This is a genomic window from Leptospira selangorensis (assembly GCF_004769405.1).
Lineage (GTDB): Bacteria > Spirochaetota > Leptospiria > Leptospirales > Leptospiraceae > Leptospira_B > Leptospira_B selangorensis.
In genome coordinates, this window is sequence record NZ_RQES01000012.1 from 113,119 (window position 1) to 129,709 (window position 16,591).

A 16,591-nucleotide genomic window follows, 5' to 3' on the forward strand; every position below is an offset into this window, starting at 1 on the left:
TTAAATTAAGGATGCGAAAACCCTGATCGTATTAAAATGAATACGAACCGTATCATTGAAGTTCCTTGCATAACCGCCTGCGGGCATAACCACCACAGGAATATCCAAAGAATCCGCAAAAGTTTTCACCATTTTATCCCTTGCCTTCAATCCGTCGAAAGTGAGCTTTAGATCTCCTAAAGAATCATCTTCGAAAGGATCTGCGCCCGCAAAATAATAGATCAGATTCGGTTTGAATTCTTTTTGGATCTTATCCAAACCTTCTTGCAAACGGGAAAGATATGTTTTGTCATTAGTCCCGTTGTCCAAAGGTATATCCAGATTGGACTTCTCTTTTTTAGGATATAACTCTTCTTGGTGCATGGAAAAAGTCCAAACGGAAGGGTCTCCTTGGAAAATTCTAGCGTTCCCATTTCCTTGATGAAGATCCAGATCTATAAATAAAACCTTTCGCTCCGGATATTTTTGCAGATAAAGTTTCGTCGCGATCGCTGCGTCGTTCAGATAACAAAAACCTTCTGCACGATCGGGCATACTGTGATGGAATCCCCCACCGATATGATATACGTATTTATAATTTTCGGTCATCTCGGTCGCGAGAATGGTGCCTCCCACTCCCAGACAAAAACTTCTGACCATGGTTTGGTTGAGGGGAAGCTCCGAATACATGGTCCGATCCGTATATCTCAAATTCATAAAATCTGAAATGAATTCCGGAGTATGGACTAGGCTTAATTCTTCCTCTCCGACCGGGGCCGGTTGGAGGGCAGGCAAAGAAGAAAGTTTCGGATCTTCCTTGACTTGATTGTATATCATTGCGTATTTACGTGCGGGGAATACGTGAGGACCAAGGTCCATATTGTATTCCGGATGATAAACTAGAGCGAGCCGTTCTAACTGTTGGCGCAATTGGGTGTGCCTTTTTTTTCCCAAGCTTACCCTTCCGTTTCGCCCCGTAAAGAACGAAATAGCATTCTTAAATACGTCCAAATTTTCGGAGGTTCCCATTCATGTTTAGCCCGGAAAAAAAAACCAAAATGGTCTGCACCATCGGTCCTTCTTCCTCAGATGAAAATACTATCACCGCACTTCTCCGAGCCGGAATGGATATCGCGAGAATGAACTTCTCTCACGGCACTCACGAAGTTCACAAAAAAGTTTTTGAAACTTTGCGAAAATGCGAATCCGAATCCGGCGTTCCTCTAGGTATCATGGCGGATCTACAAGGACCAAAAATCAGAACCGGAAAACTCCGGGTTCCCCAAATCGAATTAGAAAAGGGAAACAAGATCAGACTTTTACCCGACGCGGAATACTTAGGAGATTCCGAGGCGGTCGGCACTACCTACCCTGCCATGATAGAAGATCTTCGTTCGGGAGACAAACTATTAGTAGATGACGGTAAACTCGTACTAGAAGTCGAATCCAAATCAAGCAAAGAAGCCGTTTTAAAAGTTATAATCGGAGGAATTCTAAAAAGCAACAAAGGAATTAATTTGCCTGGAACTCCTATCTCAGCTCCGGCACTTTCCGAAAAAGATCTATCGGATCTGAAGTTTGCATTAAATTTAGGGGTGGATTACGTCGCATTAAGTTTCGTAAGAAGAGCCTCAGACCTAGAACTCGCCAGAGAGATGATGAGAGGCACCCAAACAGGACTCATCGCTAAAATAGAAAGACCGGAAGCGATCCGTAATATAGATGAAATTTTAGAAGCGGCAGACGGGATCATGATCGCAAGAGGTGACCTAGGTGTCGAAGTGGAAACGGAAAGAGTCCCGGTTTTACAAAAAGAACTTATCTATAAAGCGAACCGCGCGGGAAAACCCGTGATCACAGCGACACAAATGTTGGAGTCCATGGTGGACAATCCAAGACCTACCAGAGCAGAAGCAAGTGATGTTGCAAATGCGGTGATGGACGGAACAGATGCAGTGATGTTATCCGGAGAATCCGCGAGTGGAAAATATCCTGTGGAATCCGCAGAGATGATGGCAAAGATCCTAAGAGAAACTGAAAACTTAGATCGAATCTACGAGATCCATTGGAATTTAAAAAAATCCGAATTAGAAATAGAAAGAGCCGCACTTGGTTCTGCTGCAAGAGAGATAGCTCATAGTATCAATGCAAAAGCGATCGTGAATTTTACAAGAAGCGGATATTCTGCACTTATCACTTCAGAGATGAGACCTAAGGTTCCCATTCTTTCCTTTACTCCTTATTTAGCGACTGCAAGAAAGATGAAATTATATCGAGGTGTTCAACCTTATGTTATGCCGTTCATGGAAACTTTCTTTGATATGATCCGTTATATGGAAACTAAACTTCCGGAAGATGGAATGTTGGTCCAAGGAGATATAGTTGTGATTCTTTCCGGAGCCCCGGGAGGAGAAGCTAAGTCCGTAGATTTTTTACAAATTTATAAAATACGATAAAAACCTATCATGATCAAATATATTCTGAGTTGGTTCCTTCTTCTTTTAGCCGCATTATTGAATGCGGCCATACGAGAATTGGCCTATAAGGATTTTTTTGAAGAACATCTTTCCCACCAGATCTCCGTTTTTACCGGACTCTTTCTGATCTCGGTGCCCATATTATACGTTTCCAGAAAATGGCCGTTTAAAAGCAGGACTCATGCTTTTTCGATCGGACTTGTATGGTGTTTTATGACGGATCTTTTTGAATTTCTAATGTTCTTGCGGGTTTCAGAAAATCCATATAAGGATTTTCTAAAGGTCCATAATATTTTCACAGGAGAATTTTGGATCTTGATATTGGTTTGGGTAGTGATCTCTCCGGTCTTGTTTTACGGCTCCGGTCCGAGATTGCTTAAAATAGATTAAAGGATCTTGATCCCAGCTTCAGCAAATTCTTTCAGGACTTCTCTGGAGATCCTTGCCTTCTGGTTCCTTTTTTCTTTGATATGAGTGAGGTAACGAAGAGAGAATAATACCCCTCCCTCCTCGATGGTCATATATACGATCGGAGTAGTTGTTCCGAGTCTAACTAGATAATTTTTAGAAAGCTCTCTAACTGAATAATCTATTTTATGTTGGTCTATTATAGATCCGTTTTTCAAAATCCCATTCAGTAACTTTTCTGTAGCTTCCCAATTCTCACTATAAGGGATCTTAATCCTGAATTCATCCCAAACGAATCCCATTTTTTCCTTCACTACATATACTTTATGAAGAATGATCGTATGATTCGGAAGATGCACCAAACGATTCGTGGATTGTTCCGATTTAGGATCGGGACTCAACTCCATCAAAGTAAAACGATTGATCCCTATATTGACCACGTCTCCTTTGATACCTTCAATCTCGATCCGGTCCCCTACTTCAAATCCGTTACTACCGTGAATAAGTAACCATCCCACATAATTTAAAGTGATATCTTTTAAGGAGATCACTATACCCGCTCCCGCAAGACCCATTACTGTAGGCAGATAAGATAGTCCGGAAAAAATTACGGGCAGAAGGGACACTGCTCCCACAACCACGAATAAGATCCGCGTCACTCTTCTTCGGTTATAACGAACCGAATTATCCGCAGGAGGACTGATCCGATCGAAACTCAAAACGAAAGTTTTGTAAACGATGATCAAGGTCAGGATAAAATATACGACCAGAACGAACTCTTCCGTAATGGTTCTTTCCTTAGAGTTTAGAAGGAAAATCGGATTTATGAGTCGGAGTATTTCTTCCATAACGAGAGGACCCAGGCTAAAGAAACTCTAAGCCAAGGCAAGGTTAATTCTAATCCATCTTCTTCTGTTTTCTAAATGCAGAAGCGATCTCATTCAGTTCGACAGGAATATCCCAAATCGGATTTCCAGGGGATTGAAGAAGAACGAATCGAACCGAATTACCCACATTCTTCTTATCATGAAGAGTATGTTTTGCTACCTGAGTGGATTTACTTTTGTCGTGATATGGAAGATCATATGCTTTCAGGATCTTTTTCAGACCTTCTATCCAAGAGACATCCAGTTCTTGTTTTTCTACGGAAAGTATGATCGCAGTCAATAATCCGATAGAAACTGCTTCTCCATGAGAATACCTTCTGTAATTCGTAAGAGACTCTATCGCGTGAGCGGTAGTATGCCCCAGGTTCAAAACTTTTCTTAAACCGGTTTCTCTTTCATCTTGGGAAACTATATTAGCCTTATATAAAATAGAACCCACAATCAATTCCAATAGTTCAGGAGAAGTATGGTCATAGACGGATTTATCGTTCGAGCGGACCTTCTCCAGATATTCTCCTCCTGACAAAAGACCGTGTTTTACGATCTCAGCCATTCCGCATCTCCATTCTCTTTTAGGCAATGTAGACAATGCGATCAAAGGTAAATATACAAACTCAGGTTGGTAGAAGGAGCCGATCATGTTTTTCCCAAGATCGGCATTCACTGCAACTTTTCCACCCACAGAAGAATCTACTGAAGCAAGTAAAGTCGTAGGAATTTGAGCGAAACGAATCCCTCTCTGGAATGTGGAGGCGATAAATCCCGCAAAATCACCTACCACTCCGCCACCCAGCGCAAGGATCAAACTTTTACGGTCTGCTCCGAGCTCTATCAGTTTATTATAAACTTCTGCAGTGCGAAGAATATGTTTATTCTTCTCCCCGCCTTTAATATAAATTTCGTGGTGTGGAATTCCTAGATTGGAAAGTTCCGATTCGTAAAATTTGGAAAACAATCCCGAAAGTTTTCTTTCCGTAAGTATAAATATGGAAGAAACGGGATAGAATCTTTTGATCGTTTCTCCGAGACCTCTGAAATCCGAGTGGATCTGAACTTTATATTCTTTTGAAAATGCTCTAATCTGTACTTCCCGGATAGGATTCATTTATCATATACCCATTGGCTTCGTATAAAAGGAGCCGGTTTGTATTTTCCAGAAGAAAGAAAATCCTTAATATCCGGTCTTATATCCATTTCTAAAACCGCACCCAAAGGAAAATAGCCGAATCCAGTGATCGCTTTCTCTTTCAGGTTCACTTCCGGATCTTGTTTTTTAACGGTGGCTAAGAACACCAACTGAAGAAGATGACGATTCCCCTTGGGATCTATGGACTCGTTCAAGAATAGAAAATTTGCACTGGTGATATCCAAAGAAAGTTCTTCTTTTAATTCTCTTTTCAGAGCGTCTTCCGCACTTTCTCCGAATTCAATTCCCCCGCCCGGCAATAACCAATAATAGGCATCCTTCTTTTTTTGCTGCAAAAGAAGGATCTCTCCCTTACGATTTCGGATCAAAGCGGCCACTCTGACCCTTAAACCTTTCTTTTTAAAAAAGAATTCCATATTAGATTTCATTAAACCTTGATCTTTAAGGCCTTTAATAATTGTTTCGCAGCGTCTTGTTCCGCGAACTTTTTATTCTTTCCCTTACCTTCCGCGGAGTATTTGTCCCGGATGGATACACTAACGTAAAATGTCTTTTCGTGATCCGGGCCTATCTCTTTTAGTAATCTGTAGGAAGGTAGAAGTTTGAATTTTTTTTGGCAAATTTCCTGGAGGATGGATTTATAATCCGTGGCCTCTCTTACCTTATCGGAATTTTTAACGTAATCTATAAGATGTTGGAGTATAAACTTCTCCGCAGCTTCCATTCCTTGGTCTAAATAAATAGCTCCGACCAAAGATTCGAATAGGTTTGCCCCCAATTTTTTTTGGGCGCCCCCCTGACCTTCTCCTCTTCCTAATAAAACGTAAGAAGTCAGTCCCAGTTTTTCGCTGAGTCCGTTTAACATTGCTGTAGAAACCAAGGTTGCTTTTTTTCTGGAAAGTTCTCCTTCATTTGCAGAAGGATTTGTCCTGTATAAATATTTTGCGACCACGAGTCCGAGAACTGAATCTCCTAAGAACTCAAGTCTTTCATTGTCTTCTTTGTACTGTGGATTTTCGTTCCGAAAAGAACTATGTATGAATGCGATTTCTAAATAAGAAGGTTTATTAAATTTTAAACCAAGCTCGGACGCAAGTAGAGAAGGATCCTTTCTATTCTTAGGATCAGTCTTATTTTGATTCTGATTGTGTTTTTTTTTTATCAAAGGATTTTGATAAAAGGAATGGAAGAAAGACTTCCGAGTTCCCTAAAGAACCCGGAGGTCTAGTCAATTAGGACTTTAGAGTGTCGATGAACTTAATTACGTCTCCGACGGTTTGGATCTTTTCAGCATCCTCATCGGAAATTTCAACGCCAAACTCTTCTTCAAGAGCCATAACGAGTTCAACTGTGTCAAGAGAGTCTGCACCAAGGTCATCAATGAAGTGTGCTTCAGGAGTCACTTCTGACTCATCCACTCCAAGTTGCTCAACGATAATAGACTTAATCTTTTCGAAATCTGCCATTTGTTTCCTCCGTACCACCGAAGTGGTATGTAAGTTTTAGTTAGGTTTAGAATCGGGGATGAATTCATCCACCGATTTTTAAACATTTTTTTCTCAAATGTTTTGGCAAGCGATAACGGATTGGAAACGGGAAAAAAACAGAATATTATCCGATTTTCTTTTTCATATTTTTTTCAAAGAAGACGTTCTATAACTTACGTATTGGATCGACTTAATGGATCAAAAATTCCAGCCCAGTCCCATATTCAAATAATCAAAAAGTCACATTTCTAATATTTGATATTGAGACTGTTCTCGATCATTCGTTCGAACGGCGTTCGGATTTATAATTTTATGGAACATTACGAGAATCTTTCTAAGAAAGGTTTGATTGGTTCTGCAAAAAAACAAAAGCCCGGAAAATTCCGGGCTTTCTACCTATTATTCAGATTAAGATCTGAAGTATTAGGCTTGGACTCCTGGGAGGAATCCCCCACCGTTCACTTCGATCAATTGTCCTGTAATGAAAGAGGAAATATCGGAAGCTAAGAACGCGATAGTATTCGCGATATCATCCGGTTGTCCTGCTCTTTTTAAAGGGATTGCAGCTACCATTGCAGTGCGGATCTTTTCAGGGATCGCGTCTGTCATTTCAGTAGCGATAAATCCTGGAGCGATCGCATTACAACGGATCTTACGACCAGCCATTTCCAAAGCGACTGCTTTAGTCAGACCGATCACCCCTGCTTTAGAAGCGGAGTAGTTGGTTTGTCCAATATTTCCGTTCACTCCTGCGATGGAGGAAAGGTTGATGATGGATCCACCATTAGGATTTTTTGCCATAAATTTAATAGCGGATTGAATACAGTTGAAAGTTCCAGTCAGGTTCACTGCGATTACAGCATCCCACTGTTCTTGTTTCATTCTAAGCATAAGAGTATCTTTAGTGATACCTGCGTTATTCACTAGAATGTCTATTGAACCGAAATTATCCACAACAGCTTGGATACCAGCTTGAGCGGATTCTGCGTTCGCTACGTTTACAGCGACTCCGATTGCTTTTACACCTGTAGCTTTTGCGATTTCGTCCGCAGTAGCTTTACTTGCCTCTTCGTTTAAGTCGGCAATGACAACGTTGGCGCCTGCTTGCGCGAGTTTAAGAGCGGTTGCTTTACCGATTCCGCGGGCAGCCCCGGTTATAATGGCGTTTTTGCCTTTCAAATCGATCATTGGTTTTTTCCTTACCAGATTCTGCGGTTAGCGTATTTTTAGGGCCTGGGGGGTCAAGTGATTCTGGGTGTAGCGTTCACCCTGGGAGACTCAGAGAGCAGAGTTTAGAACTTGGCCTTCTCTATATCTTCTTTGATGCGCTGGTTCACGTCCCTTTCGGCACATTCTACCACCACTCGGATCGCATTTCGAACCGCATGTGCATTCGAAGAACCATGCCCTATCAAACAGGTCCCTTCTACACCAAGTAGAAGTGCTCCGCCGTATTCAGCATAATCCAATCTTTTCTTGATCGCAGTAAATGTTGGTTTGAGAAGAAGTGCCCCTGTCTGTGCAAGACTGGATTGAGCGATACTCTCCCTAAGCACAGCGAATATGGATTTGGAAAGACCTTCGGTTGCCTTTAGGACTATATTTCCTACGAAGCCGTCGCAGACCACAACGTCCACGTCTCTTCCTCCACCATACAGATCTCGTCCTTCTACATTTCCTACAAAATCGATCGGTAGTTTTTTAATATATTCGAAAGCCTTTAAGGTGATTGAATTTCCCTTCTTATCTTCTTCTCCATTTGATAAGATCCCAACCTTGGGTTTATGGATATTGAAGATCAGTCTGGAATAAATCTCTCCCATGATCGCGAATTGTGCCAGATACTCAGGCTTACAATCCACGTTCGCACCGGCATCTAAAAGAAGCGTAGGAGCTCCTTTCTCTCTTGGAATAGGAGCAGCAATAGGAGGTCTAAGAACACCTGGAATTCTTCCTAAATACAATAATGCAGCCGCCATAGTGGCTCCAGTATTTCCGGGAGAGAACATACCAACACAGGTTTTATCAGCGACTAGTTGAGCCGCTTGCACAACGGAAGAATCTTCCATGGCACGCACCGCGATGGAAGGAGAATCGTTCATGCCTATAATTTCACTGGCGTGAACAATCCTGATCTTGTTTGTATCGTATTCGTATTTGAGGAGGGCCTCGCTGAGATCTTCTTCTTTCCCAACGAGAATGACATTTCTGCCGTCTTGATTTACCGCGTTAACGGCACCTTCTACGATCCTATCAGGACCGTAGTCGCCGCTCATTGCATCGACGGCGACCCACATATTGATTAGTTCTCTTCGCTAGTCTTCCTGACTTTCGGTTCTACCACTACACGGTCTTTGTAAAAACCGCAAACAGGGCAGATTCTATGAGGAGGTCTGAAGGAATTACAGTTCGGGCAAGGAACTAGATTCGGTTTGCCGATCGCATGATGGGCCCGTTTCATCCTCACTTTTGATTTAGATTTTCGTCTCTTAGGAACTGCCATTGTTTTTCTCTATAGATAATGTCGATTTACGACTATGTTTTTTTTAAAGGCGGAATTCACAACTGTTTTTCGGTCAAAGCGAATGATTCTAAGAATTCCCCTACTTCCGCCCGTTTTGTGTATAAGGCGGATCGGTTAAATACCAATCTCGCCGTGGATTCCATAATAATTTCAACTTCTTCCAGATTATTGGCTCTGAGAGTCCCGCCTGTGGACACTAAATCCACGATACAATCGGATAATCCCACCAAAGGAGCGAGCTCAATACTTCCGTAAAGTTTGATGATCTCGCAATTAATCCCTTTTTTCAGAAAGAAGTCCTTGGCGATATTCGGATATTTTGTCGCCACACGAACCTTTCTTTCCCCAGAGCTAAGGCTCCAACCTTTTGGGCCAGCTACTGAAAGCCTACATTTCCCTATCGCTAAATCCAAGGGAAGAAGAAGGTCATAACCACCTTCCAATAATACGTCCCATCCCACAATACCGGCATCTGCGGAATTCTGTTCCACGTAAGTCGCCACGTCTTGGGAACGGACCAGTAGTATACGGACCTTTCCTTTCGGATCTTTATATATAAGTTCTTTGGAATCGGGATCGGGACGGCCGGAAAGCCATCCCCTTTCAAGCATAAGTTCTATGCTGTCTTCGGCAAGCCGTCCTTTCGGAAGGGCCAAAGTCAGCATTTAGTTTACCTGGCTGCTTTTTAGTAGAAGATAAGTAGCTAGTTCTCTAACTGCTTTAAATTCTTCGGAAGGAGAAGCGATGTCTTGGTCCAAAACTTTTTTAAGTAGATCGACTGCTTCTTCTTTTTTGCCGTTTTCTAATTTCAAACGACCTGCTTGGTAAAGGCTCCAAGCGTAAAATCCAGAAACATTCTTGCGGCTGCTTAAAAGAGAAACGGAAACTCCGTAATCTGATTCTGCTTCCGTGAGTTGGTTTGCACTTTCTCTATAATTTCCTGCGATATAAAAATAGTAAGCCTTCACTTCCGGAAGCTCGTCTATTTTTTTACCTGCAAATTCTAACTTCTCTGCCGCTTTTTGGTATTCTCCGTTTTTAGCGTATAGATCTCCCAAAGTTTTGGAAAGTCTGATATCTAAAGAAGGGGAACTATAAGTAGAAGCAATAGTTTCGTATTTTTTGATCTTATCAGCGATCTCTGTCATTGGAGAAAGAGCCAACTCCTTCTCCACTTTTTCGATGGCGAGGGTGCCCTTACGGAATTGTTCTGCTCTGTATTCGTTCCAGCTAACAACAACCAGAACGGTTACGAATAAAACACCTACTCCGAATAAAACCTGCTTTTTATTCTCTCCAATCTTGGAGAATAAAATCGCAAAAAATCTTTCTGCTCCGGTTAGACCTGGATAAGGATCTATATCCGTAATAGAAGCACCTGTTTTAGGTTCGAATCGTTTCATCCAAAACTCCGAGAGTCGTCCTTATTTTAAGGAAGAATTGATAAAGCTGCCTAAACTTTCTCTGGAAGGAGTATCGGAAGTTTTCAAATACTTCGCCATCTCTTCTCTTTCTAAGGCTTTGTCGAAATCCTTGATAGACAAAGAGATCTTTTTGTTTTTGGAATCGATCTTAACTACAGCACATTTTACGATATCGCCAGGCTTATAAGACTCAGCCAAATTGGTGTCTTTTCCACCAGGGATCTCGGAAATGTGAACCAGTCCTTCGAAACCAGGTTCGATTTCTACGAACATACCGAAGTCAACGATACTTTTGATCTTTCCTTGAACAACGGAACCGATAGGATAACGATTTCTTAATGCTTCGTAAGGATGTTCTTGTAGTTGTTTTAATCCGCAAGAGATCCTTTGTGCGTCGAAGTTAATGTCTAGGATAATATACTTAACCTCTTCTCCTTTTTTAAGTAAAGAAGTCGGGTTCTTTTGTTTTTCATCCCAAGTGATGTCGCTGATGTGGATCAGACCTTCGATGCCGTTTTCCACTTCTACGAATGCGCCGTATTTAGTAATACCGGTTACTTTTCCAGTTAGAACATTTCCAACTCTAACTTCAGGACCTAAAGCGTCCCAAGGATTCGGTTGGAGTTGTTTTAAACCTAAAGATAATCTTCTGCTTTCGAAGTCGATGTCTAGGATAAGAGCTTCTACCTCTTGTCCTTTTTTCAGAAGTTCTTTTGGATGAGGAGGTTTTTTAGCCCAAGTCAATTCAGAAGTATGAATTAAACCCTCTAAGCCCTCTTTCAATTCTACGAATGCACCAAAATTAGTAAGAGAAGTAACGGTTCCACGGATGACCATGTCTTTTTCCAGGGAACGTTTTGCCCAAACCCAAGGATCTTCATACAATTGTTTGAGTCCTAATGCGAGTTTGTTATTTTCCTTCTCCATTTCAAGGATTTGAAGTTCAATCTCTTGTCCGATGGTGAAGTATTGTTTGAATGGTGCGAATTTTTTATAAGAGATATCTCTTTGTCTGAGAAGTCCTACAACTCCTTCCAGATCACAGAAAACTCCGAAGCTTGCAATTTTGGAAACGGTTGCTTTAACCTTGTCTCCAACATTTACTTTAAGAGCAAGAGCGTCCCATTTCTCATTATTCACTTCGTCTAGAAGTTTTTTTCTGGAAACAACTCCTGAACGGGTGCGTTCATTGATCTCGATCACTTTAAAATCGAGTTCTACACCTTTGTAATTTTCTCCATCGGAGAATTTATAACTAAGTTGAGAAGCTGGAAGGAAAAGTTCGGAACCTTCTACGTTAACGATGTAACCTTTTCCTTTGATCTCATTTACCAAACGTCCGCTGACTTGGTAATTATTTTTAAATGCGTCTTTAACAACTTCCCAACCTTTTCTTTGGTCGGCTTCTTTTTTAGAAAGGATACATCCGGAGTCTGTGGACTCTTTTCTTTTTACGAGTGCTGTAACTATGGATCCAAGTTCCGGTTTTTCGTCGAACTCGGAGCGAGGAATTCTTCCCTCTTGTTTCAATCCTTCGATTGCCACATAGACGTTATCGTTGTCTACGGATACGACTTTACCTTCGACCACTTGGTCTTTGCGAATTTCGGCTTCGTCGTTTTTCTTTTCTTCCCACTGTTTGAAAACTTCTGCAAAAGTGGACTTGTCTTGTTGGCTACTCATACGGATTGAAATACTCGGTGTTTGATTGGGATTAGTGCGAATCGTTATAAATGCCAGAGTCTAGGCACCCAAGGATCTTACTAATTACACTATTTTTTGGCAGGTTATCTGTGTCAATGAGGATTGCGTCCTCCGCTTTCCGGAGGGGGGCGATTTCTCTTTCCGTATCGGATTTGTCACGGATAACGATCTCTTTTTCGATTTCTTCTAAATCCGAACGAATACCTTGCTCTAATAATTGATTATATCTTCTTTCTGCTCTAACTCTGGAAGAAGCCGTCAGAAAGAATTTGTAACGAGCGTCCGGAAATACATGGGTACCTATGTCTCTACCGTCCATCACCAGGCGATGAGTTTGAGATAATATTCTCAATTGAGAATTTACGAATTCTCTGAAGACAGCTTTGTCGGCTATGTATTTGATCTCTCTTGTAATCTCGGGAGTTCTGATATCTGTGGAAACATCTTCTCCATTTAAGAAGATATGATTTTCCCCTGTTTCTGAAAATTCACAGAAAATTTCTACACCTTCCGTGAGTGGTAGGAACTCCTTACCGGATAACCAATCGGAAAAGGAAATAGAAGAATTTTTAGATTTATAGATCTTATAAATATGAAGAGTTAATGCGCGGTAAAATGCTCCCGAATCCAAATATTCGAATCCAAGTTTTTTAGAAAGTTCACGAGCTACCGTGCTCTTGCCTGTCCCGGCAGGCCCATCTAATGCGATTACGTTTTCCGTCATTGCATAAAACCTTCCAATAAAGATTCGAATCCAGGAAAAGAAGTTTCAATCCAAGAAGTTTCATCCGGATGAATTTCCAAACCGCTCACTGCTTTTAGGATCATAAAACTCATCGCGATCCTATGATCCATCTTAGTGAAAATGTTCACAGAGTTTCCCGACAGCCAGGAAGAAAGTTCGGAAGAATTTACACTGGAACCAATTTCAGGGATCTCATATCCATCCGGATATTCATGCACCGTGATCCCGAGATTTCGGAGATTTTCTACCATCGCGGAAATTCGATCCGATTCTTTTGCACGTAATTCTTCTGCATGGCGAATGATAAATCCACCTTTTGCAAAAAGGCCTGCGATCGTTAAAATTGGGATCTCATCGATTAGAGAAGGGATCCATTCTTCTTTAATTTCAGAAAAACGTAAATTAGAAGAAACTGCTTCCAGATCTCCTACAGGTTCCCCACATTCTATTCTCTGATTATGCACGATAATTTTCGCACCCATTGCTTCGAGCGCGTGAAGAATCCCGATGCGAGAAGGATTTAATCCTACATTCTTTACAAGAACAGAACCTTCTTTTAATAAAACTCCGAGCACTAAGAAGAATGCAGCGGATGAAATATCCCCAGGCACTTTGAATTCCTTGGCCTCGAATATATAAGGGGGCTCCATTTTAAAATGAGTGGGAGAAATAAAGTTCAGCTTATTTCCTAAAAACCGGAACATATTCTCTGTGTGGTCTCTGGAAAGAATATCTTCTTCGTATTCTAAAGAAGTTTCGGAAGCCATTGCTGCCAACATCAGACAGGATTTTACCTGAGCGGAAGCAATAGGGCTTTTATAATGGAAGTCGGATAGTTTTTTTCCAATAATTTCAAGAGGCGCCTTATCGTCCTTTCCGGAGATAGAAGCTCCCATAGAATTTAAAGGTTTTATAATACGGGACATCGGCCTTTTTTGGAGGGAATGATCCCCGGTTAAAGTGGCTTTAATTCCTTGGAGCCCACAGAGTAATCCGGCGGATAATCTGATCCCAGTTCCTGCGTTCCCGAAATCCAAAACATCCTTAGGAGATTGAAGAGCATGTTTACCAGGGCTTGTAAAAACATATTCTCCTTTTGAGATCTTCTCCACTTTCAACCCGAGTTGGGTAAAAGCTTTCATTGTATTCAAAGGATCTTCCGCTTCCAAAAACCCGGAAACATGAGATGCCCCTTTGGATAATACGGAGAATAATACGCTTCTATGAGAAAGAGATTTGTCTCCCGGAACTATGATCTCTCTTCCGGAAGATTTAAGGATTCTTGGAATCATTTTGTTTCTTTAAAATTGCGTCCCTATCTATACGAGATTGTTCCATGAAGGACTCCCAACGTTTTAGGTCGAGCGGCTTTTCTGGACTTAACTCCGAAAGAAGTTTATCCAATCTATCCTTATAGTCCAGGAGTGCCTTATAGATCTCTTCTTGGTTAGAAGAAAAGATAGGTGACCACATTTTAGGATTAGAACCTGCGATCCGGGTCATATCCCTAAAACCTCCACCGGTCAAAGGCAAAGGAGAATTTTGGGTGAATTCTCTCACACATCCGTTTTCCCATACCCAATTTGTCATAAGAGAAGAGATCAAATGAGGAACATGGGAAACATAGGATAAGATCTTATCATGATCATGTGCAGGAATTTCAGTAGTGGACATTCCTAAAAATTTCCAAAAACTTTCTATCTCAGAATATGCCTCGTCGGTTGCACCTTTCGGTCTGGTCAAAATACAAAGTCTATTTTCGTATAGATCCACATTTGCAAATTCCAAACCTGATTCTTCAGAGCCGCACATTGGATGAGAAGAAATATATCTATGTTCTCCAGTAAGAACCGACTCCACTGCATGAGTAATCTCCTGTTTCGTGGAACCCATATCGGTCAAAAGACCTTTGAATCCGGAAGGAAGTTTAGAGATTACCTCTACGGTGGTATTCACCGGAACTCCAAAAACAATCAGATCATATGATTCCCAATCTGGAGATTTGGAAAATTCTTCCGCAGTAAAAATTTTATCTGCTGATTTAAGCCGGATCCCCTTCTCCTTACTGGAAGGTGATCCTACCACTCCCACAATCTCTGCAGAAGAGTTCTTTTTTCGTAAGGCCAAAGAAAGGGAAGCACCCATCATTCCCAGGCCATAAATCAGGATTTTAGAAAAATCGGTTTTCACGGGTTAGGTGGAGAGATCGGATAAGATCCCAAAATCCTGAGATAGATTGTATTTTCTTTTAATACGTTCAAGACCTCTTCGATCTGAGGATCCTTTTTATGACCTAAAAAATCTATAAAGAAGTTATACTCCCAAGAAGTCCTGCGCGTAGGTCTGGACTCAATCTTGGTCATATTGATCCCTTTATCAAAGATAGGTTTTAATACTTTGTATAAAGATCCTGGTTTATCCGGGATAGAGAATACCACTGAAGTTTTATCATTCCCGGTCGGAGGACATTGGTTTTTACCGATGATCAAAAATCTGGTGGTATTGTCCGACATATCCTCGATAGATTCTCGAACCAGATCCAAACCGTAAATTTCTGCAGCAATGGAAGAAGCTATTGCTGCACATGCTTCCTTCTTCTCCGCGACAATACTCGCAGCTCTGGAAGTAGAAGGAGTTTCCGAAACTTCCACATGAGGAAGGTTTGCGGCGATCCAATTTCTACATTGGGAATTTGCGATCTTAATGCCGTATAAGGTTTTGATCTTAGAAAGATCATGTTCGAACCCTAATAGATTCAAATGTATCTTGAGATAAATTTCAGAATAAATATTTAGATCGGAAACTAAGAACTGATCCAAAGTGGAGTTTACAAGTCCTTCGGAAGAATTTTCCACAGGAACCACTCCGTAATCCACCTTATCCGTTTCTACTGCACGGAATACTTCCGGAATAGAAGGAAATTCAGTGGCCTCTACGGAAGTCCCGAATCTTGCACGAACTGCTTGGTGAGAAAAAGATCCTTCCGGTCCAAGATAACCTATCTTTAAACCCTTCTCCACGGAGAAGGATCCGGACATGATCTCTCTATAAATTGCAATGAGCACCTTGTCCGGAAGTGGTCCTCCGTTCAGTCCAAGGATTTTTTCGTAAACGTCCTTTTCTCTATCGGGACGATAGATCGGTTCGTTATTTTCTCTTTTGATCTCTCCGATCTCGGAGGCAATCTCCGCCCTGGCCTGGATAGCCTTTACGATTTCTTTGTCCAGGGAATCGATCTTGTCCCGGAACTCTTTCAATTTGTCGTTATTCTTGGCCATTCTCTATCAAATCATCCAGGTTTTCGAATTTTAATTCCTTCACTTCCACAGGGGCAGGTAAATCGGTCAGTTTATTTAATCCGAAATGTATTAAAAAATCTTTAGTGGTTCCGTACAATGCAGGTCTTCCCGGAACTTCTTTATTACCAACCGGTTTAACCAGTTTTTTAGATATAAGAGAAGTTACCATCGCCCTGGAAGAAACTCCCCGAATATCATCAATTTCAGATAATGTGATCGGCTGTTTATAAGCGATGATCGCTAAAGTATCCAAACTGGAACGTGAAAGTTGTTCTCTCTTCTTCTCTTTGAAGAGCCTTGCTAAAATTTCGGAATATTTTTCGTTCGTAGAAAATTGATAAGCGCCTGCGATCTCTCTAAGAACGAATCCTCCGTCCTTCTCTTGGTAATCCAAGATCAACTCGTCGAGTATATCGCGAGCTTCCTGTTTTTCGCAGTCTATGGATTTTGCGATACTGGCTAGTTTAAGCGGCTCTCCGGAAAGGAAAAGCAGCGCTTCTATCAGTCCTT

General features: G+C 41.4%; 19 protein-coding genes. 2 read left to right on the top strand and 17 right to left on the bottom strand.

What is annotated here, in order from left to right; translation table 11 throughout:
- On the bottom strand, positions 1–909 hold the full coding sequence (locus EHO58_RS08565; protein WP_208728756.1) for a histone deacetylase family protein: 909 nt from the start codon (positions 907–909) through the stop codon (positions 1–3).
- 101 nt (positions 910–1,010) lie between these two features.
- Here EHO58_RS08565 and pyk point away from each other — a divergent pair, with 101 nt between their 5' ends.
- Together pyk and EHO58_RS08575 are read left to right on the top strand one after the other, a co-directional pair.
- A complete protein-coding gene (pyk, locus tag EHO58_RS08570; protein ID WP_135628616.1) occupies positions 1,011–2,435 on the top strand; it encodes a pyruvate kinase in 1,425 nt (474 codons plus the stop codon).
- A gap of 9 nt (positions 2,436–2,444) precedes the next feature.
- Positions 2,445–2,846 (top strand): hypothetical protein, encoded by a 402-nt coding sequence (locus EHO58_RS08575; protein ID WP_135628617.1) that lies wholly within the window; start codon positions 2,445–2,447, stop codon positions 2,844–2,846.
- Here EHO58_RS08575 and EHO58_RS08580 read toward each other — a convergent pair.
- The 16 genes from EHO58_RS08580 to scpB form a co-directional block, all read right to left on the bottom strand.
- Complete coding sequence (locus EHO58_RS08580; RefSeq protein ID WP_135628618.1) at positions 2,843–3,712, bottom strand: mechanosensitive ion channel family protein; 870 nt, start codon at positions 3,710–3,712, stop codon at positions 2,843–2,845. The genes EHO58_RS08575 and EHO58_RS08580 overlap by 4 nt on opposite strands.
- A 49-nt stretch (positions 3,713–3,761) precedes the next feature.
- A complete protein-coding gene (aroB, locus tag EHO58_RS08585) occupies positions 3,762–4,856 on the bottom strand; it encodes a 3-dehydroquinate synthase (protein WP_135679662.1) in 1,095 nt (364 codons plus the stop codon).
- Positions 4,853–5,314, bottom strand: coding sequence for an NUDIX domain-containing protein (locus tag EHO58_RS08590; protein ID WP_086446343.1), 462 nt, complete (start codon positions 5,312–5,314; stop codon positions 4,853–4,855). Before EHO58_RS08590 ends, aroB begins: the two co-directional genes overlap by 4 nt.
- Positions 5,315–5,325: 11 nt before the next feature.
- Complete coding sequence (rnc, locus tag EHO58_RS08595) at positions 5,326–6,063, bottom strand: ribonuclease III (protein WP_425269436.1); 738 nt, start codon at positions 6,061–6,063, stop codon at positions 5,326–5,328.
- A gap of 67 nt (positions 6,064–6,130) precedes the next feature.
- Positions 6,131–6,364 carry an acyl carrier protein gene (gene acpP / locus EHO58_RS08600; RefSeq protein WP_008594933.1) on the bottom strand — a complete coding sequence of 78 codons (234 nt, stop codon included), beginning with the start codon at positions 6,362–6,364 and terminating at the stop codon, positions 6,131–6,133.
- 444 nt (positions 6,365–6,808) lie between these two features.
- Positions 6,809–7,573 carry a 3-oxoacyl-ACP reductase FabG gene (gene fabG, locus EHO58_RS08605; RefSeq protein ID WP_135628620.1) on the bottom strand — a complete coding sequence of 255 codons (765 nt, stop codon included), beginning with the start codon at positions 7,571–7,573 and terminating at the stop codon, positions 6,809–6,811.
- A 104-nt stretch (positions 7,574–7,677) separates the two neighbouring features.
- On the bottom strand, positions 7,678–8,682 hold the full coding sequence (gene plsX, locus EHO58_RS08610) for a phosphate acyltransferase PlsX (protein ID WP_135628621.1): 1,005 nt from the start codon (positions 8,680–8,682) through the stop codon (positions 7,678–7,680).
- Between the two features lie 5 nt (positions 8,683–8,687).
- A complete protein-coding gene (rpmF, locus tag EHO58_RS08615) occupies positions 8,688–8,888 on the bottom strand; it encodes a 50S ribosomal protein L32 (protein WP_008593555.1) in 201 nt (66 codons plus the stop codon).
- A gap of 56 nt (positions 8,889–8,944) precedes the next feature.
- Entirely contained in the window at positions 8,945–9,574 is a 630-nt protein-coding gene (hisG, locus tag EHO58_RS08620) for an ATP phosphoribosyltransferase (RefSeq protein ID WP_135628622.1), read from the bottom strand.
- Positions 9,575–10,312, bottom strand: coding sequence for a tetratricopeptide repeat protein (locus EHO58_RS08625; RefSeq protein WP_135679663.1), 738 nt, complete (start codon positions 10,310–10,312; stop codon positions 9,575–9,577).
- A gap of 21 nt (positions 10,313–10,333) precedes the next feature.
- On the bottom strand, positions 10,334–12,058 hold the full coding sequence (locus EHO58_RS08630; RefSeq protein WP_279632286.1) for a 30S ribosomal protein S1: 1,725 nt from the start codon (positions 12,056–12,058) through the stop codon (positions 10,334–10,336).
- Positions 12,048–12,761: a (d)CMP kinase gene (gene cmk, locus EHO58_RS08635; protein WP_135628625.1), complete on the bottom strand. Its 714-nt coding sequence runs from the start codon at positions 12,759–12,761 to the stop codon at positions 12,048–12,050. The genes EHO58_RS08630 and cmk overlap by 11 nt, the downstream gene beginning before the upstream one ends.
- Positions 12,758–14,074: a 3-phosphoshikimate 1-carboxyvinyltransferase gene (gene aroA / locus EHO58_RS08640; RefSeq protein WP_135679664.1), complete on the bottom strand. Its 1,317-nt coding sequence runs from the start codon at positions 14,072–14,074 to the stop codon at positions 12,758–12,760. The genes cmk and aroA overlap by 4 nt, the downstream gene beginning before the upstream one ends.
- Positions 14,055–14,972 carry a prephenate dehydrogenase gene (locus tag EHO58_RS08645; protein ID WP_135628627.1) on the bottom strand — a complete coding sequence of 306 codons (918 nt, stop codon included), beginning with the start codon at positions 14,970–14,972 and terminating at the stop codon, positions 14,055–14,057. The genes aroA and EHO58_RS08645 overlap by 20 nt, the downstream gene beginning before the upstream one ends.
- A complete protein-coding gene (gene pheA, locus EHO58_RS08650) occupies positions 14,969–16,060 on the bottom strand; it encodes a prephenate dehydratase (RefSeq protein WP_135628628.1) in 1,092 nt (363 codons plus the stop codon). The genes EHO58_RS08645 and pheA overlap by 4 nt, the downstream gene beginning before the upstream one ends.
- A complete protein-coding gene (scpB, locus tag EHO58_RS08655) occupies positions 16,047–16,586 on the bottom strand; it encodes an SMC-Scp complex subunit ScpB (RefSeq protein WP_411550350.1) in 540 nt (179 codons plus the stop codon). Before scpB ends, pheA begins: the two co-directional genes overlap by 14 nt.
- Positions 16,587–16,591: the final 5 nt, after the last annotated feature.